Annotated in this window: 19 protein-coding genes; 12 read left to right on the top strand and 7 right to left on the bottom strand. The window is 68.1% G+C overall.

Annotated features, from left to right (window positions below; genetic code table 11):
* The first annotated feature begins 16 nt into the window (after positions 1-16).
* The 6 genes from EV649_RS15060 to EV649_RS15035 all read left to right on the top strand — a co-directional run bounded on the left by EV649_RS15060 (position 17) and on the right by EV649_RS15035 (position 6885).
* The gene (locus EV649_RS15060; protein WP_130384067.1) at positions 17-1060 is read left to right on the top strand and encodes a dipeptide ABC transporter ATP-binding protein; all 1044 of its coding nucleotides are present in this window, start codon (positions 17-19) and stop codon (positions 1058-1060) included.
* A 212-nt stretch (positions 1061-1272) separates the two neighbouring features.
* A complete protein-coding gene (locus tag EV649_RS15055; protein ID WP_157996242.1) occupies positions 1273-2949 on the top strand; it encodes an ABC transporter substrate-binding protein in 1677 nt (558 codons plus the stop codon).
* A gap of 156 nt (positions 2950-3105) precedes the next feature.
* Entirely contained in the window at positions 3106-3417 is a 312-nt protein-coding gene (locus EV649_RS15050; RefSeq protein ID WP_130384065.1) for a LuxR C-terminal-related transcriptional regulator, read from the top strand.
* Positions 3418-3474: 57 nt separating this feature from the next.
* Positions 3475-4386 carry an N-acetyl-1-D-myo-inositol-2-amino-2-deoxy-alpha-D-glucopyranoside deacetylase gene (mshB, locus tag EV649_RS15045; RefSeq protein WP_130384064.1) on the top strand — a complete coding sequence of 304 codons (912 nt, stop codon included), beginning with the start codon at positions 3475-3477 and terminating at the stop codon, positions 4384-4386.
* A gap of 85 nt (positions 4387-4471) precedes the next feature.
* Positions 4472-4990 (top strand): flavin reductase family protein, encoded by a 519-nt coding sequence (locus tag EV649_RS15040; protein ID WP_130384063.1) that lies wholly within the window; start codon positions 4472-4474, stop codon positions 4988-4990.
* Positions 4991-5103: 113 nt separating this feature from the next.
* A complete protein-coding gene (locus EV649_RS15035) occupies positions 5104-6885 on the top strand; it encodes a VanW family protein (RefSeq protein ID WP_130384062.1) in 1782 nt (593 codons plus the stop codon).
* A 4-nt stretch (positions 6886-6889) separates the two neighbouring features.
* Here the strand turns inward: EV649_RS15035 and EV649_RS15030 are convergent, their stop codons facing one another.
* Positions 6890-7327, bottom strand: a complete 438-nt coding sequence (locus EV649_RS15030) for a type II toxin-antitoxin system PemK/MazF family toxin (protein ID WP_130384061.1) — start codon at positions 7325-7327, stop codon at positions 6890-6892.
* A gap of 54 nt (positions 7328-7381) precedes the next feature.
* Here EV649_RS15030 and EV649_RS15025 point away from each other — a divergent pair, with 54 nt between their 5' ends.
* Positions 7382-8758, top strand: coding sequence for an MFS transporter (locus EV649_RS15025; RefSeq protein WP_241998225.1), 1377 nt, complete (start codon positions 7382-7384; stop codon positions 8756-8758).
* On the opposite strand, the gene EV649_RS15020 is transcribed toward EV649_RS15025, so the two are convergent.
* Positions 8740-9504: a GNAT family N-acetyltransferase gene (locus EV649_RS15020; protein WP_241998223.1), complete on the bottom strand. Its 765-nt coding sequence runs from the start codon at positions 9502-9504 to the stop codon at positions 8740-8742. The genes EV649_RS15025 and EV649_RS15020 overlap by 19 nt on opposite strands.
* 36 nt (positions 9505-9540) lie before the next feature.
* On the opposite strand from EV649_RS15020, the gene EV649_RS42020 reads away from it, so the two are divergent.
* Both EV649_RS42020 and fdxA read left to right on the top strand, forming a co-directional pair.
* Positions 9541-9663 (top strand): hypothetical protein, encoded by a 123-nt coding sequence (locus tag EV649_RS42020; protein WP_277875660.1) that lies wholly within the window; start codon positions 9541-9543, stop codon positions 9661-9663.
* Positions 9664-9784: 121 nt separating this feature from the next.
* Positions 9785-10111 (top strand): ferredoxin, encoded by a 327-nt coding sequence (gene fdxA, locus EV649_RS15015; protein WP_012923087.1) that lies wholly within the window; start codon positions 9785-9787, stop codon positions 10109-10111.
* Positions 10112-10156: 45 nt separating this feature from the next.
* Here fdxA and EV649_RS15010 read toward each other — a convergent pair whose 3' ends face one another.
* Positions 10157-11134, bottom strand: a complete 978-nt coding sequence (locus EV649_RS15010) for a hypothetical protein (protein WP_130384059.1) — start codon at positions 11132-11134, stop codon at positions 10157-10159.
* 100 nt (positions 11135-11234) lie between these two features.
* Complete coding sequence (gene dapD / locus EV649_RS15005; RefSeq protein WP_130384058.1) at positions 11235-12173, bottom strand: 2,3,4,5-tetrahydropyridine-2,6-dicarboxylate N-succinyltransferase; 939 nt, start codon at positions 12171-12173, stop codon at positions 11235-11237.
* A 55-nt stretch (positions 12174-12228) separates the two neighbouring features.
* Between dapD and EV649_RS15000 the strand changes: the two genes are divergently transcribed.
* From EV649_RS15000 to EV649_RS14990, 3 genes are all read left to right on the top strand, one after another.
* Complete coding sequence (locus tag EV649_RS15000) at positions 12229-13077, top strand: phosphotransferase (protein ID WP_130384057.1); 849 nt, start codon at positions 12229-12231, stop codon at positions 13075-13077.
* Positions 13074-13967, top strand: a complete 894-nt coding sequence (locus EV649_RS14995) for an NAD-dependent dehydratase (RefSeq protein WP_130384056.1) — start codon at positions 13074-13076, stop codon at positions 13965-13967. Before EV649_RS15000 ends, EV649_RS14995 begins: the two co-directional genes overlap by 4 nt.
* A 138-nt stretch (positions 13968-14105) precedes the next feature.
* Entirely contained in the window at positions 14106-17183 is a 3078-nt protein-coding gene (locus tag EV649_RS14990; protein ID WP_130384055.1) for a GH92 family glycosyl hydrolase, read from the top strand.
* Between the two features lie 24 nt (positions 17184-17207).
* Here EV649_RS14990 and EV649_RS14985 read toward each other — a convergent pair whose 3' ends face one another.
* From EV649_RS14985 to EV649_RS14975, 3 genes are all read right to left on the bottom strand, one after another.
* Positions 17208-18206: a LacI family DNA-binding transcriptional regulator gene (locus EV649_RS14985; protein ID WP_130384054.1), complete on the bottom strand. Its 999-nt coding sequence runs from the start codon at positions 18204-18206 to the stop codon at positions 17208-17210.
* A 69-nt stretch (positions 18207-18275) separates the two neighbouring features.
* Positions 18276-19214: a ribokinase gene (locus tag EV649_RS14980; RefSeq protein ID WP_130384053.1), complete on the bottom strand. Its 939-nt coding sequence runs from the start codon at positions 19212-19214 to the stop codon at positions 18276-18278.
* On the bottom strand, positions 19211-19873 hold the full coding sequence (locus EV649_RS14975; RefSeq protein WP_241998222.1) for an SIS domain-containing protein: 663 nt from the start codon (positions 19871-19873) through the stop codon (positions 19211-19213). The genes EV649_RS14980 and EV649_RS14975 overlap by 4 nt, the downstream gene beginning before the upstream one ends.
* Positions 19874-20063 lie beyond the last annotated feature (190 nt).

Here is a 20063-nt window from a genome sequence, read left to right as displayed (position 1 = left end):
TGGCGGGGGAACGCTGGTGAGTACGACGACATCTGCCGAGCAGACGACCGGCAAGCAGGCCGCGGGCGGCGAACTGCTGCTCGAGACCCGAGGGCTCCAACGCTATTTCCCGGTGACGCAGGGGATCATCTTTCAGCGGCAGACCGGTGCGGTGAAGGCGGTCGACGGCATCGACCTCACCCTGCACGCCGGCGAGACGCTCGGCGTGGTCGGTGAGTCCGGCTGCGGGAAGACCACCACCGGCCGGCTGGTGACGCGGCTGGACGAGCCGACAGCGGGCTCGATCTCGTTCATGGGTTCGGATATCAGCCATCTGAGCCGCGCCCGGATGCGTCCGTTCCGGCGGGAGATCCAGATGATCTTCCAGGATCCGTTCTCGTCGCTGAATCCACGGCAGACGGTCGGCACCATCATCGCGGCGCCGTTCGAGATCCAGAAGGTGAAGAGCGAGAGCGGGACGAAGAAGTCGGTCCAGACCCTGATGGAACGGGTCGGGCTGAATCCCGAGCACTACAACCGGTATCCGCACGAGTTCTCCGGCGGCCAGCGGCAGCGGATCGGGGTCGCCCGAGCGTTGGCGCTGCGGCCGAAGCTGATCGTCTGCGACGAGCCGGTGTCGGCACTCGACGTGTCGATCCAGGCGCAGATCGTGAACCTGCTCGAGGACCTGCAGGAGGAGTTCGGGCTCGCCTACCTGTTCATCGCGCACGACCTGTCGGTGATCCGGCACATCTCCGACCGGGTCGCGGTGATGTACCTCGGCAAGGTGGTCGAGACGGCCGACCGCGACGAGCTCTACAACCACGCCCGGCACCCGTACACGCACGCGCTGCTGTCCGCGGTGCCGGAGGCCGACCCTGACGCCGAGGAAGCGCGCGAGCGCATCCGGCTGACGGGCGACGTGCCGAGCCCATTGAACCCGCCCTCGGGGTGCCGCTTCCGGACCAGGTGCTGGAAGGCACAGGAGATCTGCGCTGCGGAGGAGCCGCCGCTGCTGCAGATCGGGGCCCCGGGCCATCTATCGGCCTGCCACTTCCCTGAGGAACGGGACGTGGTCTGACGACTACACAGAGCGTTGGTCTGGTGTACCGACGGCATTGAAGGGATCACGATCCGGTCAAGCGGCCAAAAGCGCATTGCGCAGTTTGTGAACACGTGAGTTGATGACCGCCAAATGACGTAGATCACTTTCTTCAAAGCCGCCGCGACCCGGCGACAAGTGTCAACACAAGGAAGGAAACACTGGCCATGGATCACCTCAAACGAACCGGAGTGGCAATCGCCGTGGGGTTCGGACTGAGCCTGACCGCGGTTGCCTGCGGCGGGGGAAACAGCGATACGCCGAGCGGGCAGGCTTCGGCCGGTGCCAAGGGGGGCACCGTCACCGTCTACTCCGTCACCGACGTCGAGCACCTCGACCCGGCGCGGAACTTCGTCACCGACTCCGGAATGATCGGCAAGCTGATCACCCGTTCGCTGACGGACTACCGCTATGACGCCAAGGCGAAGAAGATCGTCCTGGAGAAGGACCTCGCGGAGAGCTACGAGTCCAGCCCGGACTTCAAGACCTGGACCTTCAAGCTGAAGGACGGGCTGAAGTACGAGGACGGCACGCCGATCGTCGCCGCCGACATCAAGTACAACGCCGAGCGCTCGTTCGCCGCGGACATGGCCGAGGGTGCGCCGTACGCGCACGAGTACCTCGACTGCAAGGGCTACAAGGGCCCGTACGTCGCGGACAACAACGGTGGCAAGGGCTGCACCGCGATCGAGGTCCCGGACGAGAAGACGATCGTCTTCAAGCTGAATCGCCCGGTCGCCTCGTTCGACGGTACGGCGAGCATGAAGGTCTTCTCGCCGGTTCCGAAGGCGAAGGACACCAAGACGCAGTACGACAACCACCCGGTGGCGAGCGGCCCGTACAAGATCGAGTCGTACACCCGGAAGAAGCAACTGGTGCTGGTCCGCAACACCAACTGGGACCAGAAGACCGACCCGCTGCGTGACGCCCGGCCGGACAAGTTCATCTTCAAGTTCGGTGACGCCGAGGCGACGGTCGACCAGCGGCTGATCGCGAACGGCGCGGCCGACCAGAGCTCGCTGAGCTTCACCGGTGTGCAGCCGGAGAACATCGCCAAGACGAACCAGGCGAGCGTGAAGGACCGCGTGGTCGAGTCCACCGACATCTGCCGCCGGTACATCGCGTTCAACCAGCAGAAGAACCCGCTGCTGAAGAACCAGAAGATGCGCGAGGCGCTGTACTACGGTCTGGACCGGGCGAGCTACCGCGACGGCCGTGGTGGCGAGCGTCTTGCCAAGGTGGTCGACTCGATCATTCCGCAGGACATGGAGGGCTACAAGAAGGACGAGACCTTCAAGGTTCCGGATCAGGGCGACCCGGCGAAGGCCAAGCAGCTGCTGACCGAGGCCGGCTACAAGGGCGAGAAGCTCGTCCTGGGTACGGCGGACTCCGGTCTGGCCGTCAAGGCAGCCGAGGCTGCTCAGGCGTCCTGGAAGGCGATCGGGGTCAACGTCGAGATCCAGAAGATCCCAGGTGACAACTACTACTCGACGCAGCAGCAGGACTCCGCGGCGACCGACCTGATCACCGCCGGCTGGTGCTACGACTGGGCGAGCCTGACGACGATCGTGCCGTCCGTGTTCGGTCCGGACACGACCGCGCCGAACAAGGCCGCGCAGAACAACTACGCACGCAGCCAGGCCGGCTGGGACAAGATGGCCGAGCTGTCGAAGGAGACCGACAAGACGAAGATCGAGTCCGGTCTGTCCGACCTGTACGTCGAGATCATGAAGACGGCGCCGCTGGTGCCGACCGTTCAGGACCTCAACGTGTACGTCGTGGGCTCGAACCTCGACAACGTGGTGGGCGACCCGAACACCGGTGGGTTCCCCGACCTGACCCAGATCGGTGTGAAGAAAGTGAGCTGATCGCAGCACACTTCTGAGAAGGGCGGTGCCTGACGGCGCCGCCCTTCTCGCTGTTCACGCACAGCAACTGTATGGGTGGTTTGTACGGGTTGTACCTGGCACGTGGTCCGACCCGGGGACGAGAATCCTTTCCTGAACTCTTGGGGAGGAGTGCGCATGTCGGTGTATCCGGCAGTTGAGGCGGTGCGGCTCGAGGCCATTCAGGACCAAGATGGCGCGCCAGAGGTCGTCTGTGAGGTCTACGAGCTCGGATCGCACCGGCGGACTCCCGCCGCGGTCAGGGAGCTGACCAGCCGCCAGGTGACGATCGGCCGGATGATGTCGACCGGTGCGAAGGACGCCGCGATCGCGCGCGACCTCGGACTGTCGCTGCGGACCGTGCGCTCCGAGATCAGTGCGCTGATCGCCGGTCTCGGCGCCAGGTCACGGTTCCAGGCCGGCTGCCTGCTGGTCCGCCGCTTCGGCTGACCCGCTGCCGGGAGAACTGCCAGACGAACTGTCGGCGGGCCGACGTAGGCTTTCGGCATGGTTGAGCTTGCTGAGCGCCGGCTGCTGCTGGTGCACGCCCACCCGGACGACGAAACCATCAACAACGGTGTGACGATGGCGCGCTACGTCGCCGAGGGCGCCCACGTCACCCTGATCACCTGCACCCTCGGTGAGGAGGGCGAGGTCCTTGTCCCCGAGCTGTCCCATCTGGCCGCCGACCAGGACGACGGCCTCGGCGAGCACCGGATCGGTGAGCTCGCGAACGCGATGGCCGAGCTCGGTGTCACCGATCACCGGTTCCTCGGCGGCGCGGGCAAGTACCGCGACACCGGGATGATCTACAACGACGAGGGCAACGCGGACGTCCCGCCGCAGACCCGTAAGGACAGCTTCTGGCAGGCCGACCTGGTCGTCGCGGCGAACGACCTGGTCCCGGTGATCCGGGAGCTCCGCCCGCAGGTCCTGGTGACCTACGACGAGTGGGGCAACTACGGGCACCCCGATCACATCAAGGCACACCGCGTCGCGACGTACGCCGCTGCGCTGGCCGCCGCCCGGTCGTACCGGGAGGACCTCGGCCCGGCCTGGGACATCCCGAAGATCTACTGGACCGCGATGGCCGAGTCCCGGATGCGCGAGCAGCTCCGGGCGCTCCGCGACTCCGGTGACACCACCACCTTCGAGGGGATGGACCCGGACGGCCCGATGCCGCCGATGATCACGCCCGACCGGCTGATCGACTGCGTGATCGACGGTGAGGGGTTCATCGACCGGAAGATGAACGCGATGAAGGCGCACGCCACCCAGATCACCGTCGACGGACCGTTCTTCGCGCTGTCCAACAACAACGGCAACCAGATCTGGGCCTCCGAGCCGTATCGCCTGGTCAAGGGCACTCCTGCCCCCGGCCCGGACGGCTTGGAGCACGACCTGTTCGCGGGCCTCTAGACGAATCAGCTGGGCAACGTGTGAGGTGACCGTTCCCACACGCTCGGTTGAGGCATCAACCTGTCAGCGGGCATAACCTGCTGAGGTGTCCTCAACCGAGTCGAGTGGGAGCGTCCCACCTGCGGAGTTCCGCGCTGCGCTCGGCCAGTTCGCGTCGGGGATCACGATCATGAGCACGCTGCAGGACGGCGTCGCGCACGCGATGACCGCGAACGCGTTCACGTCGGTCTCGCTCGATCCGCCGCTGGTGCTGGTCTGCGTCGACAAGGGCGTCCGGATGCACTCCGCCGTACTGGACTGCGGCTACTGGGCCGTGTCGGTGCTGTCCGGCGCGCAGCGGGCGATCGCGGAGCGGTTCGCGCGGTCCGGGCGGGACCTGTACAGCCAGTTCGACGGCATCGGTACGACGGCCGGCCCGAAAACCGGCTGCCCGACCGTCGACGGCGCCCTGTCGTGGCTCGAGTGCCGGACCTGGGCGACGTACGACGGGGGAGACCACACGATCGTGGTGGGCGAGGTGCTCAGCCTCGGGACGGGCGATCCGAACGACCCGAGCGCATTGATCTACCATTCCAGTCACTACCGGGAACTGCCCGGAAACTGATCGTTACTGCCGGGGCATGACGGGGCAGCCCCGACGGTCGGTGAGGCCTGTCCTGTCCCGTAAGATGTGCGCTTGTGCCCTGACCAAGCGCTCGAGCGGGAGGACTCTGTCCGGTGGGGAGAAAGCAGCTCGCGGGGATCATCGCCGCCGCGGGGCTCGGTGTTGTCGTCGTGGGGTACGGCGCGGCGTTCGCGTTCGCCGGAGCCAAGATCCCGACGGACACGACCGTGCTCGGCATCCCGATCGGCGGCCTGTCCGAGGACGCCGCGAAGACCAAGCTGACCGCGGGCCTCAAGGACCGCGTGGCCGCGCCGATCGCGCTGAAGGCGGGCGACTCCAAGTTCCAGGTGCTGCCGGCCGACGCAGGCCTCTCGGTGGACGTGGACAAGACCGTCGCCTCCGCGGGCGCGGGCCGCAGCCTGGCCCCCGGCCGGATCTGGCACGCGCTGACCGGCGGGGACGCGGTCAAGCCGGTCGTCACCAAGGACGACGCGAAGCTGAAGACCGCCGTCGACAAGCTGGCCGGCCAGGTGAACCGCAAGGCGACCGAGGGCACGATCACCTTCAAGGGCACGCAGCCGGTGAAGCACGACCCGGCCGACGGCCTGCAGCTGGACACCGCGAAGGCGGTCGACGCGGTGTACGCGGCGTACCCGTCGGACGGGACCCCGAAGGAGCTGCCGGCCGGCGTGACCAAGCCGCAGGCCGCGACCGAGGCGATCGACAAGGCGCTGACGGAGTTCGCCCAGCCCGCGATGTCGGGTCCGATCCGGCTGACGGTTGGAACGAAGTCGGTCGAGCTGGAGCCGGCCGAGCTCGCACCGGCGCTGGCGGTCAGCGTGCAGGAGGGCAAGGTCATCCCGGCGCTGAACACCAAGGCGCTGGAGCCGCTGTTCCTGCAGCGGTTCAAGTCGCTGGAGACGCTGCCGAAGGACGCGACGGTGCAGATCGTCGGCGCCGGCCCGAAGGTGGTCCCGGCGGTCAACGGCATGGTCGTCGACCGGGCGAAGGTCGGTGCGGCGATCCTGGCGATCCTGCCGAAGCCGACCGGTGAGCGGCGGGCCGCCGTACCGCTGACGCCGACCCCGGCGAAGTTCACCACCGCGCAGGCGACCGCGCTCGGGATCACGCAGAACATCGGCGACTTCAAGACCGAGTTCCCGCACGCGCCGTACCGCAACACCAACATCGGGACGGCGGCGGCCAAGATCAACGGCACGCTGCTGAAGCCGAACGAAGAGTTCAGCCTGAACAAGATCGTCGGTGAGCGGACCAAGGAGAACGGGTTCGCCGAGGGGTACATCATCAGCGGCGGCAAGTTCGAGAAGGACTTCGGCGGCGGCGTCTCGCAGTCGGCGACCACCACCTTCAACGCGGCGTTCTTCGCCGGGCTGAAGATCGTCGAGCACAAGGCGCACAGCGTCTACATCAGCCGCTACCCGGTCGGGCGGGAGGCGACCGTTGCCTGGGGGTCGGTCGACCTCAAGTTCCTGAACGACTCCGGGCACGGCCTGCTGGTGCAGACGATCTTCAAGCCGTCGACCCCGGGCAGCAAGGGCAGCATCCGGGTGATCATCTGGGGCACCAAGTTCGTGGACATCACCGCCGGGCAGTCGGCGAAGACGAACGTCCGCCAGCCGGGCATCGTCTACAACACGGCCGCGAAGTGCGAGCCGCAGGCGCCGACCCCGGGCTTCGACATCACCGTCTACCGGTACTTCGCGAAGAACGGCGTACGGCAGAAGACCGAGTCGTTCACCACGAAGTACAACGCGGCCGACGACATCCGCTGCGGACCGAAGCCGGGTACCACCGTGACGCCGCCGCCGGGCGGGATCACCACCCCACCCGGCCGGAAGCCGGGCGTCATCACGACGACCCGTCCGCCGAGCTGATCCTTCAGCCGCGGTTGAGGTTGTGCAGGCCGGCTGCCACCTGATCGAAGATCGCTTCCTCGATCACGGCGCCCTCGCGGCGGACCTGGTGCGGGTCGATGCGGAGGACGCGGTCCAGGCGAACCTCGCTGGGCCGGGCGTCCTTGTCCCAGGACCCGCTGCCGATGTCCAGCCAGACCCGCCCCCAGCGCGCCTCGTCGGCGGCGTCGCGGTCGTGGTCCTTGCTGGTGAGGATCAGCGCCAGCAGGAACGGCTCGTCCCAGCCGACGACCAGCACCGGGCGGTCCTTACCGCGGCTGAAATCCTCCTCGAACGGCACCCAGGTCCAGACGATCTCGCCGGGATCCGCGACCCCGTCGTCCGGGTGCGGCGTGTACTCCACCCGCACCGTGCCCTCGAAGTCCCCCGCGTACTCCGGCCGCTCGACCACATGATCCGCCATGCCGCCCGAGCCTAACGCCCTCACATCTCGGCCACCTCACACCGTTCCACTGGCGTGCTCACCCCGCAGACAAGAACCGACCATCGCGGCGCGATCCTGGCCGTCCTGCTCACCGGTCAGTTCATGGCCAATATCGATACCGCGGTCGCCAACATCGCGGGTCCGTCGATCGGTGCCGATCTGCACGCCTCCGAGGGCGCCGTCGGCCTGGTCGTGTCCGGGTATGTCGTCGCGTTCGCCGTACTGCTGATCACCGGCGCCCGCCTCGGCTCCTCGTTCGGATACCGGCGGACGTTTCTGCTCGGCCTGACCGTCTTCACCGCGGCCTCTCTCGCCTGTGGCCTCGCCCCCGGAACCGCCACCTTGGTCGTGGCCCGCTTCATCCAGGGCGCCGGCGCTGCGCTGATGGTCCCTCAAGTACTCAGCGGCATCCAGATGCACTTCGAGGGTCGCGACCGTCTCAAGGCGCTCGGCTACTTCTCGATCGCGCTGTCCGGCGGCGCGGTGGCCGGCCAACTGCTCGGCGGCGTCCTCATCGCCGCAGATCTCTTCGGCACCGGCTGGCGCCCGATCTTCCTCGTCAACGTGCCGATCGGCATCGTCCTCGTCATGGCCGGCCGTCGCCTGCTGCCCGCCGACCCGCCCGGACGTCGCGATCGCCTGGACCTTGGCGGCGTAATCGCCTTGTCCACAACGGTTCTGCTCGTCATCGTCCCGCTCCTGCTCGGCTCCGAACGCGGCTGGCCGACCTGGTCCTGGCTGTGCCTCCTGCTCAGCGTCCCAGCACTGGCCCTCTTCGAGTACGGCGAACGTCGCGCAGCCGGCCGGGGTGGTCGCCCGCTGATCGCACGTCCGGTCCTCCGCAATCCGTCTGTCCGCGCCGGTCTCCTCGCCCACGGCTGTACTTCGGGCACGTACTTCGCCCTACTCTTCGTGCTCGCCCTCTACCTCCAGGGCGGTCTGCACAAGGGCCCGGCGTACTCCGGCTTCGCGATGGTCATTTGGGTCGCCACGTTCGGTCTGGCCGGACCGATCCTGCCCCGACTGCGACGGGGAGTGCGGTGGATGCCTCTCATCGGCTGCCTGGTCCTGGCGGTCGGGTACCTGTCTGTACTGCTGTACCTGCTGCTTGGCGGCAGCGCTGGGCCGCTCCTGTTCGCGCTACTCGGCATCGGCGGGCTGGGGCTCGGAATCACCTCCAACACCCTCATCGGCGCCGTCACGTCCAGCATGTCGTCGCAGTACGTCGCTGACCTGTCCGGAGTCCTCGCCACGAACGTGCAGCTGGCTGGAGCGTTGGGTGTCGCGATAGCCGGTTCTACCTACGCTGCGCTGGCTGACGACCCCAGTCGTGCGTTGGGGTTTGTACTAGCGGGATTCATCGTGCTGACGCTCATCGGCGCGCGTGCGGCTCACCGACTGGTCAGGTAGCGGTAGCGATAGGCCTCGCGGTAGCCGAGACGGGTGTACGCCGCCATTGCGGCGGTGTTCTCGACGAGCACCTCCAGATAGGTACGGCGGCCGCCGTGCGGTCCCGCCCAGCGCGCCAGCCCCTGCAAGATCGCCGTACCGAGTCCCCGGCGGCGGTAGCCGTCCGCCACGCGGATCGCGTCCACACCGAGCCAGTGGCCAGTCATGGACCCACGCCCCACCGCGACCACGGCGTCGTCCAGCACGATCGACGCAAACGCCGTCTTCGGGGCGCCTTCGAGGACTTTCGGTGCGACATCCGGCACCGGACCGTCGAAGGCAGTTCCGTACCACGCGTCGTTCGGCGCCTCGGCCAGCTGTACGTCGTACTCAGCCAGGCCGTTCACGTGGTCCAGCGTGGTGTGCATGACGAGTACGTCGGACTGCTCCGGGCGGGCGTCGACCCAGCCGCAGGCGCGAATCTCCTCGTCGTACGGGCTGCCGACGCGGACCAGAGCCTGTGCGGGAAGACCGTGCTGGTCGTAGAACGCGATCGCCTGCTGGAGCGCGTCCCCAACTGGCATCCCCGGGTCGCCCGCGGGCAGGAGCGAGTTGCCGCGGCCCGTCCAGCCGGACGATGCCCGCAGCAACCAGTGGCCGACGTACGCCGTCTCGACGGCCGGGCGGCCCAGCGCGGTGGTGAGGAAGAGCTGGTCGACGTCCACCGGGCGGAGCGGCATCTCGGGGATCGTTTTCGCCGCCGTCACGTCACCGACACGTATTGGGTGCAGACTGGAGTCAGCGTGGCGCACGACAAGACCCTCAGGGGCCCAGGACTGCAGAACGCCGATGATGTCGGTCAGACCGCCCGGAATCCGGTGGCGGACGACGACACGGTGGCCGATATCACGGGCACCCAAGCCTGACACGATCCGGACTCCTGGCAGAGTGGTCTTAGGACTACCGTGATACTAGAGACACCGAGCACCACCGCATCGCAGCACCCCGGAATCCCCGCTGCGCTTGCCTGCCATAGGAGGAGTAGCAGTGACCTACGTCATCGCGCAGCCGTGTGTTGACCTGAAGGACCTCGCCTGTGTCGAGGAGTGCCCCGTCGACTGCATCTACGAGGGCAACCGGATGCTGTACATCCACCCCGACGAATGCGTCGACTGCGGAGCCTGCGAGCCGGTCTGCCCGGTAGAGGCGATCTATTACGAGGACGACACCCCGGAGCAGTGGAAGGACTACTACACCGCGAACGTCGACTTCTTCAACGACCTCGGCTCGCCGGGCGGTGCGTCCAAGCTCGGCAAGATCGACAAGGACCACCCGTTCATCGCGGCACTCCCGCCGCAGGAACACGACGAGTAACTAGACGATCACAATGGGACGCCCTGAGTGGCGTCCCATTGTCATTTACTGGTCGAGGACGTCCACGTGGACGTGGTCGAGGTGGCGGAGGATCTTGGGGTCTCCGGACCGTTCGGGCGGGGTGTAGTCCCGCCAGCCCGAGTCCGACCGGCCGCCGGCGGTCCAGATCTTGTCGCTGAAGATGACCGTCTTGATCTTCAGCAGGTCCGCCCGGGCGACCAGGTACTGCGCCATCGCCCAGCCCTTCGTGGTGTTGGCCGTCGAGATCGGCCGGACGAACACGTCGACCGCCCGCCCGTCGTAGTGCGCCGACCCCTCCATGTGCCCGGAGTTCACCCCGCCCACGGCGTACCCGCCGGTCGAGACCTTCCCGAACGTCCGGATCAGGTCCTTCCGTACGGCGTCCGCGCGCGGCGTCAGCCCGTTGCTGCCCATCGCCTCCTGCTGCACGGGGTCGGTGTTCACGGTGCAGCTGAAGACGCTCTGCGACTGCCCAGTCAGCGCCGACGCCAGCACGCGGGCGTCCGCCTCGTGGTCGGCGTACGCGTTCGGGAACGCGCTGCGCTGCACCCTGTCGGCCGCGACCGTGATCGCGAGCTTCTGGTAGTTCTTGATCTTCACGAGCGCGTCATAGAACTTCCCGGCCGCGTAGTGCGGGTCCCGCACCTGAGCCGCCGTACCCCAGCCCTGTGATGGCCGCTGCTGGAACAGTCCGAGCGAGTCCCGGTCACCGTGCGCCAGGTTCCGCAGGCCGGATTCCTGGTACGCCGTGGCGAGCGCGATCGTCGCCGCGCGGGCCGGCAGACCCCGCCGTACGGCGACGCCCGCGATGATCGCCGCCGACTCGGCCTGCTCGAGGTCGAGCACGACCATCTGCCCGCCGACCGACGCCGTACATTGCTCGGTCGGCGGCAGGAGGTTCCCGACGTGCTTCCCGCCGAGCCAGGCGATGCCGACCCCGACCGCCAGGCTGAGCACGCCGATGCCCCCCACGGCCACGAGGGCACCACGCTTTATCGGCATACCGCTCCCAACGTCTGAGGGCGGGCGACAGGTTCCTGCCTCACGAACAGGTTGACGTGCCGAGCCTCACGTCGGTTCGCAAAGTCATCCTTTCGGACGATCAGGCGTTGGCGTGCAGTGCCTCGTTGAGCGTGATGCCTTCGCCCTTGCGCGGGCGGGCCTCCACCGCGCCGGTGACCGAGTTGCGGAGGAAGAGCAGTCCGGGCTGTCCGGACAGGTCGCGGGCCTTGACCACGCTGCCGTCCGGGAGGGTGACCTTGGTGCCGGCGGTCACGTACAGCCCCGCCTCGACCACGCAGTCGTCGCCGAGCGAGATCCCGGTGCCGCCATTCGCGCCGAGCAGGCAGCGCTTGCCGATCGAGACGACCTGCTTGCCGCCGCCGGACAGCGTGCCCATGATCGACGCGCCCGCGCCGATGTCGCTGCCGTCGTCGACCACGACGCCGGCGACGATCCGTCCCTCGACCATCGACGTCCCGAGCGTGCCGGCGTTGAAGTTCACGAACCCTTCGTGCATGACCGTCGTACCTTCCGCGAGATGCGCGCCCAGACGGACGCGGTCCGCGTCGCCGATCCGGACCCCGGACGGTACGACGTAGTCCGTCATCCGCGGGAACTTGTCCACGCTCGTCACGCTCAGGTGCTGACCCGCCGCGCGCGCCCGGAGCCGCACGCTCTCGATCTCCTCGACCGGGACCGGGCCGTGCGAGGTCCATGCGTTGTTCGGGAGGGCGCCGAAGATGCCGTCCAGGTTCACGCCGTGCGGGCGGACCAGACGGTGGCTCAGGAGGTGCAGCCGGAGGTACGCATCCGCCGTACCGCTCGGGGCCGCGTCCAGCGCGATCTCGGTCGCCACGACCTCACGCCGTACCTGCCGGAGCGCATCGTTGCCCTCAGCCGCGACCAGCTCGGCCGGGGCCTTCGAGTCGTCCGGCTGCGTGCCGAGCTCGGGCGCCGGGTACCAGACATCCAGGACGTCCCCAGCGGTCGTAACGGTGGCGAGGCCGAAGCCCCAGGCGTGCGTGGCGTTCTCGGTCATGGCCCCCACCCTAATTCGGCGGCGCGGGCTGGCCGGACCATGGTCTACTTTTCGGATGCTTCCCGCCTGGCTCGATGTCGTGTCCGATCCGGTTCTGGAAGTCACCAAGGCGCCTGCCGTCGCGGAGTTGCACGGGGAGTTGCTTCGGCGGTGGGGATCCTCCGAGGTGTGGCGGTTGTCGTTCGGGCTGAACAGCGTGATCGTCAAGCGGGGCACCGACGGGCAGGCCGACGAGGCAGCGGCGTACGAGCGGTTCGTCGTACCGCTGGAGCTGCCGGCACCTTCATTGATCCATCGGTATCGATCGGCCGAGGCTGGAGTGCTGGTGCTGGCTGACGTCGGGCGGGTGACCTTGGAGCAGGAGCCGACTGCCGGAGGGTTCCTCGCGGCCGCGGAGTTGCTCGCGACGATCCGGGAACGGCCGGTGGACGGGCCGAGCGAGTTCCCGCCGGAGCGGGTCAAGGAGCTGGCGGACCGGATCGGACGGATCGGGTTCGACCTCGGGCCGCTCACCGAGGCGCTGGCCGGGCTTCATCGGGACGCACCGACGGCGGTCGTGCACGGCGACTACGTGCCGAAGAACCTGGTCACCGACGGAACGCGGTGGACGGCGATCGACTGGCCCGGGGCCTATACGGCGCCGCATCTGAGCGATCTCTACACCCTGGTTCGCGATGCCGTTGCCCTCGGCCACGACCGCGCGCCGATCGTTGCCCACTACCTCGAGGCGGCCGGCGGGAATCCGGCGCTGGTCGAGCGGCAGATGCTCGTCGGTGGTGGCTGTTTCTACCTGGTGGCGCTGCGATTCATCGTCGAGGAAGGACTGCGGACGATCCCTGAGTCCGCGGGCTGGATCGACGGGCTGCTGAGCGAACTTGAGGATGTCGTCGGAGCGCTGGCATGAGGCTGCTCGTGCTCGGTGGCACCAAGAACCTCGGGCGGCACGTCGTCGAGGCGGCGCTGGCGGACGGTCATGAGGTGACGCTGTTCAACCGCGGGCAGACGAATCCAGGGCTCTTCCCGTCCGTACGCCGGATCGTCGGCGACCGCGCCGCGCCCGACGCCCTCGCCGCCGGCGAATGGGACGGCGTGATCGACATGTCCGGCTTCCTGGTCCGGGACGTCTCGCTCAGTGCGTCCGTACTCCGCGACCGCTGCGGTCACTACACGTACATGTCCTCGATCGCCGTGTACGCGAGCAAGACCACGCCCGGTATGACGGAGTCCGCGCCGCTGCTGCCCTGGCCGGCTGATGCCCCCGAGGACCACTTCACGATGGACCTCTACGGACCGTCGAAGGTCCGCAACGAATCGTTGCTCACCGCCACCTTCGGTGACCGCACCGCCGCCGTACGCTCCGGCTTCGTCGTCGGCCCCTACAACCCCGACTTCGGCAACTGGGGCTGGGCCCTGGCCCACAACCTCCCGATGGAGTGCGCCGCCCGCCCCGACCAGCCCATCCAGTACATCGACGCCCGCGACCTCGCCGCCTTCCTCCTCCACCTCACGGCCAACCACATCCCCGGCCCGTTCAACGCAGTTGGCCCCACCCACACGATGTCCCAACTGGCCGACGCCTGGCGCACCGCCGTACCCAACCCCCACCCCATCAACTGGTTCCCGCCCGAAGACCGCTTCCACCTACCTCACAACGGCACCAACGACGGCACCTTCCAACTCGACAACAGCCGAGCCCTGTCCGTCGGCCTGCACCTGCGACCCGACCAGCAGATCGCCCGCGACTACGTGAGCTGGGTCCTCGACGGCAACACCCCGCCCGACCCGCCGCACTGACCCCGACGCCGACTTGTACCTGCGTGCAGGCACAAGTCGGCTTTTCGGGGGTGTTGCGGTCGTTTTGGGCACTAATGCCTGCGTGGCGGTTCGGCCCGCCCTGAAATCACGGGAGGTGGCGGTTCGTAGGATTGCTGCGTGATCATCGAGGCAGGTGGTGGGCCGGGTGGACCGACGAGCTCGCGGGCGGGGTTCAGTGCGGTGGACGGGACGCGGTACTCCGGGACCAGTGGTGGACGGCAGGAGGTTGAGCTGCTGGGCGCCGGGGGATTGGTCTCGGCGGGGGATCAGTTGCGGTACAAGGTCTATCCGGAGCTTGACGCGGAGCTGAGCTACTCGGCGACGTACGTGGCCGTCGAGGTGGTGTTTGCGGACGGGACGCGGCTGGACGGGGCGCGGGATCAGTACGGGAAGGCTGCTGACGCCGCGGGGCAGGGGGCCGCGAAGATCCTGTACGCCGACCAGTGGAACGACGTACAGATCGATCTGACCGCGGCCGCGGGGAAGACGGTCGCGCAGATCGTGCTCGTCGTGGATGCGCCCGAGGTGGGCCACGAGTTTGCGGGTTGGATCGACGACGTCGAGATCGGTCCGGCGCCGGCGGAGCCGGATGGGTCGGACCTGGCGGCGTACGTCGACACACGCCGCGGTACCAACGCCAGTCACGACTTCTCCCGAGGCAACACGCTGCCGATCACCGCCTGGCCCAACGGGTTCAACTTCCTCACGCCGGTCACGAACGCCTCGACGCACCGTTGGCCGTACGAGTACCACCGCGCCAACAACGCGGACAACCGCCCCGAGCTGCAGGGCCTCACGTTCTCCCACCAGCCGAGCCCATGGATGGGCGACCGCGATCAGCTGACGATCATGCCGGTCGCCGCCTCCGAGCCGCTGGGCGATCCCGCCGAGCGCGCCGCCGCGTTCAGCCACGACGACGAGACCGCCCGCCCCGACCTGTACGCGGTCGACCTTGCGAACGGTGTCCGCGCGGAGCTCACCCCGACCGACCACGGCGCGATCTTCCGCTTCACGTTCCCCAAGGACGCGCCCGGACGGCACCTGATCTTCGACACGATCGACGAGAACGGCGCCTTCGAGTACGACGGGAACGCGGTCACCGGCTGGGTCGAGAACGGCTCGGAAACCGGCCGCACGCGCATGTACTGCTACGGCGAGTTCTCCACGGCCCCCACCGCATTCGGCGAAGCGCACGGTGGTCGCGACAACGCCCGCGCCGCGACGTTCGACGTACCTGAAGTGACGCTGCGGATCGCGACCTCGTTCATCGGCGTCGACCAGGCCCGCCACAACCTGGAGCTCGAGCTCGAAGGGCGGTCCTTCGAGGAGATCCAGGCCGCCGCCAACGCGGTGTGGAACGAGCGCCTGCAGGTCATCCGGCCGGAGGGCGCGACGCCGCCGCAGCTGCGGACCGTATACGGCAACCTGTACCGGCTCAACCTCTACCCGAACTCACACTTCGAGAACGCGGGTACGCCGGACGCACCGGAGTACCGCTACGCCAGCCCGGTCCTGCCGACGAACGGTACGCCGACCGCGCGCGAGACCAATGCGGTCGTGAAGCCCGGCAAGATGTATGTGAACAGCGGGTTCTGGGACACGTACCGGACCGCGTGGCCGGCGTACGCCTTCTTCTACCCGGCACTGACCGCGGAACTGGTCGACGGGTTCGTGCAGCAGTATCGCGACGGCGGCTGGATCGCGCGCTGGTCCTCGCCCGGGTACGCGGACTGCATGACCGGGACGAGCTCGGACGTATCGTTCGCGGACGCGTACCTCAAGGGCGTGGCGTTGCCCGACCCGTTGGCGACGTACGACGCCGGGCTGCGGAACGCGACCGTCGCGCCGGAGGCGACCGAGGTCGGGCGGAAGGGCGTCGAGACCGGGTTCTTCGCCGGGTACGTGAGCACCGATACCGAGGAGAGCGTGTCGTGGTCGCTCGAGGCGTACCTGAACGACTTCGCGCTGGCGGAGATGGCCACTCGCCTGGCCGACGTCTATCCCGAGCGTCGTGATCAGCTGCTGGAGGAAGCGGAGTACCTGCGGCGCAGGTCGCTGAACTACGTGCTGCTGTTCGACAACGACATCAACTTCTTCCAGGGTCGTCGTCCGGACGGGTCGTTCGCCAAGGCTGCCGCTGACTTCGACCCCGAGGAGTGGGGCGGCGACTTCACCGAGACCGACGGGTGGAACTTCGCGTTCCACGTCGCCCACGACCCGCGCGGCCTGGCCAACCTGTACGGCGGACCTCGCGGTCTCGAGGCGAAACTCGACGCGTTCTTCGCGACCCCCGAACTCGCGGTGAAGAAGGGCACGTACTCGATCGTCATCCACGAGATGCTCGAGGCCCAGGCCGTCCGGATGGGCCAGTTCGGCTTCTCGAACCAGCCCGCGCACCACATCGCCTGGATGTACAACTACACCGGTACGCCTGCCAAGACCCAGGCGATGGCCCGCGAGGTCCTCGACCGCCTGTACGTCGGTGAGCAGATCGGGCAGGGGTACCCGGGCGACGAGGACAACGGCGAGATGTCCGCGTGGTACCTGTTCGCGGCGCTGGGCCTCTACCCGCTCCGGGTCGGCGCCCCCGAGTACGCGATCGGCTCGCCGCTGTTTCCCCGCGTCACACTCGAGCCGCTCGGTGGGAAGCCCCTGACGATCACTGCGACCAACCCCGAACATCCTTATGTACAAGAGCTCCAGGTAGACGGCAAACAGTTGTCCGTAGCATCAATCACCCACGCGGACCTGACCGCCGCCGACCAACTCCACTTCACCCTCGGCGCCGAACCGTCCGACTGGGCGACCCTGCAACTCCCACCGGCGCTCACGCCCGACGACGCCGTCGCCAAGCCCCTCGTCGACCTGATCCCGGTCGACCCGACCAAACCCCTCTTCGACGACACCTCCACCACCGAAACCACGGTCGAGCGAGCCGTCTGGTCCCTGCCCGCCCCAGCAACCCCGACCCTCTACACCCTGACGTCGGGCTCGGCAGTCGCCCCCAGCACGTGGCAACTGGAGGCGTCCACCGACGGCACCACCTGGACCGTCCTCGACGAACGCACCAACCAAACCTTCCGCTGGCCCCGCCAAACCCGCCCCTTCACCATCAAGACCCCCGGCGAATACCAGCACTACCGCTTGACCACCCCCACCCCAACAACCCTCGCCCAACTAGAACTTCTCCACTGACGCGCCACGACTCGACGCGGCGGGCTACTTCTTGGGGGCGGAGGTGGCTCGGATGTGGAGTTCGGTGCGGAGGGTGACTGTGGAGGGTGGGCGGCCGGGGGAGGCGGTTCGGTCTTTGAGGAGGAGGCCGGCGGTGCGGCCTAGTTCGTAGGTCGGCTGGGCGACGGTCGTCAGGCTGGGTACGACGAGGTCGGCCCAGGGGATGTCGTCGAAGCCCACGATCGCGATGTCGTCCGGTGTGCGCAGGCCCTTGCGAGCGAGGCATTCCAGGGCGCCGACGGTCATCAGGTTGTTGGTGGCGAACAGCGCCTCGGGCGGGTCGGGGAGTTCGAGCAGGCTTTCCATCGCGGCGTACCCGCCGGCCTCGCGGAAGTCGGCGTGCCGGACCAGGTCCTTGTCGTACCGGATCCCGCCCGCCCGGAGCGCCGACCGGTACCCGGCCAGGCGGTCCATCGCCGTCGACACCTTGCGCGGGCCGGTGATGCAGGCGATCCGCCGGTACCCGCCGTCGATCAGGTGTTTGACGCCCTCGAAGGCGCCGTGCTCGTTGTCGACCAGTACGGTGTCGGCCTCGACGCCCTCGACCCTCCGGTCGATCATCACGAGCGGGATCTTCGCATTCGCGAGCAGGTGGACGCCCTCGGCCGTCGACGTCGGGGAGATCACCACACCGGCCATCTGGTCGGTCAGGACCGCCGACGCGTACGCCGCTTCCTTCGCGGAGTCCTCGTCGGAGTTGCAGAGGACGACGTGGTACCCCTCGGTCTGCGCGACGTCCTCGAGCCCGCGGACGAGCGAGGTGAAGAACGGGTTCTCGATGTCCGAGATGACGACCGCCCAAAGGTTCGTCGAAGACTTGCGCAGGTTCCGCGCGACCCCGTTCGGCCGGTACCCGAGCTCCGCGACCGCGGCCCGGACCTTCTCGGACAGCTCGGGGTCGACGTTCCGCCGGCCGCTCAGCACGCGTGACACCGTGGCCGGTGACACCCCCGACCTACGCGCTACGTCGTAGATCGTCGTCATACCCGCTCCCCGCTGGAGATCCGATGGTCGTCTGAATCGCACTCTAACTCCGATCCGAGCCAAAGGATCTCATGGTGCCGATCGCACTCCGTCCAGTAGTGCCAGCGCCGCGGCCTGTGAAGGGGCGGAGTCGGCGGCGCCGTTGACCGTGGTGGACAGGGCGCCCGCCGCGTTCGCCAGTCGTACGGCGTCCACCAGGTCGGCCCCGTGTGCGAGTGACGCGGCCAGTGAACCGCAGAACGCGTCGCCGGCGCCGACCGTGTCGACGGTGTCCACCTCGTGCGCGCTGATCCGCTCCTCGAACCCGCCGACCCGATCCAGGACATAGGCACCCCGAGCGCCGAGCGTCACCACACAGGCCCGGAGGTCCCAGTCCTCGGCGAGTTTGCGCGCGATCATCGGCACCTGCGACTCGTCGTCGCAGTTCAGGCCGGTGAGCGCGGCCGCCTCCACCTCGTTCGGCACCAGAATGTCGACGTACGACGCCAGTGTCGGGTCGACCGGCCCGACCGGGGCCGGTGTGAGGATCGTCGTGACGCCCGCGGTCGAGGCGAGCCGGAGGGCGGTGTGGCTCGCCTCGACCGGGAGCTCGAGTTGCACGCTCAGCACCTTGCTCGCGGTCAGTACGTCGGTCGCGGCCTCGACGTCCAGCGCGGTGATCGCCGCGTTCGCGCGGGACACGATGATGATCGAGTTCCCGCCGTCCGGCAGCACCAGCGGCAGTCCGACCCCGGTGCCGAGCGACGGGTGCCGTACGACCCACGAGGTGTCGACCCCGTTCGCCGACAACAGTTCCAGGAACTCCTCGCCGTACCGGTCCTCGCCGATCGTCCCGATGATCGCCGTCCGTGCACCCATCCGGGCCGCTGCGATCGCCTGGTTCACGCCCTTGCCGCCGAGGAACTCCGCGAACCCCGTGCCGTGCAGCGTCTCACCCGGCAACGGCCGCCGCTCCGCCGACGCGACCAGGTCCTTCATGAACGATCCGAGCACACAGACATCGTTCATGCCTGGTCCTCCGCTAGGCGTTTGCCCAGGGCACCGGACGGATGGAACTGTGCGAAGTCGTGATGACTGAACTCCCGCAGTACGACGAGTGCGCAGGCCAGCGCGTCGCCCATCGCCAGTGAGGCGGTCGTCGACGCGGTCGGCGCCAGGTTCAGCGGATCCGCCTCGCGGAGAACCATCGTGTCCAGCGTGTACGTCGCCAGTTGGGCCAGCGTCGACTCTTCGCGACCGGTCATCGCGATCACGGGGATCTGGCGGTCCCGCAACATCCGGGCGAACGCGCACACCTCGGCCGTCTCTCCGGATGCGGACAGTGCCAGGACGAGATCGCGGGATGTCACGGCGCCGGAGTCCCCGTGCAACGCGTCGCCGGAGTGGATGAAGGTGGCCGGCGTACCTGTGCTCGCGAGCGTCGCGGCGATCTTCCGTCCGACCAGGCCGGACTTGCCGAGGCCGGTGACCACGAGGTGACCTTCGCAGCGGGCGACCGCGACCAGCACGTCCAGGAAGACCCCGTCCAGGCGGTCGGCGAGCGCCGACACGGCCGCGGCCTCGGTCTCGATGGCGTCCCGCGCCGCCTGCAGTCCCCGTGCCACCAGATCCCTGGACAGCTCGTCGGCCGTGCGGTGGGCGGACGCACGGTTCGGCACAACTGGCATCCCAGCGCCTCTCAGCTCAGAAATCGATTTCCGCAGATTAGGCAGCGGGGTCGGGTGGTGTCAACGGCTGCGCCCAGGTCGAAACCCTTGTGTATACGCGGGAATTGCCCGAGTCGGTCAGATGGCCACACCATCGCCCCTTGACCGTCGTGGTCCTCACTCGTAGATTTGCGAGAAATCGATTGCCCCT

The sequence above is a fragment of the Kribbella sp. VKM Ac-2569 genome (assembly GCF_004216905.1).
GTDB lineage: Bacteria > Actinomycetota > Actinomycetes > Propionibacteriales > Kribbellaceae > Kribbella.
The sequence above is the reverse complement of the archived record's forward strand: the minus strand, read 5'-3'. Positions and strand labels throughout refer to the sequence as shown.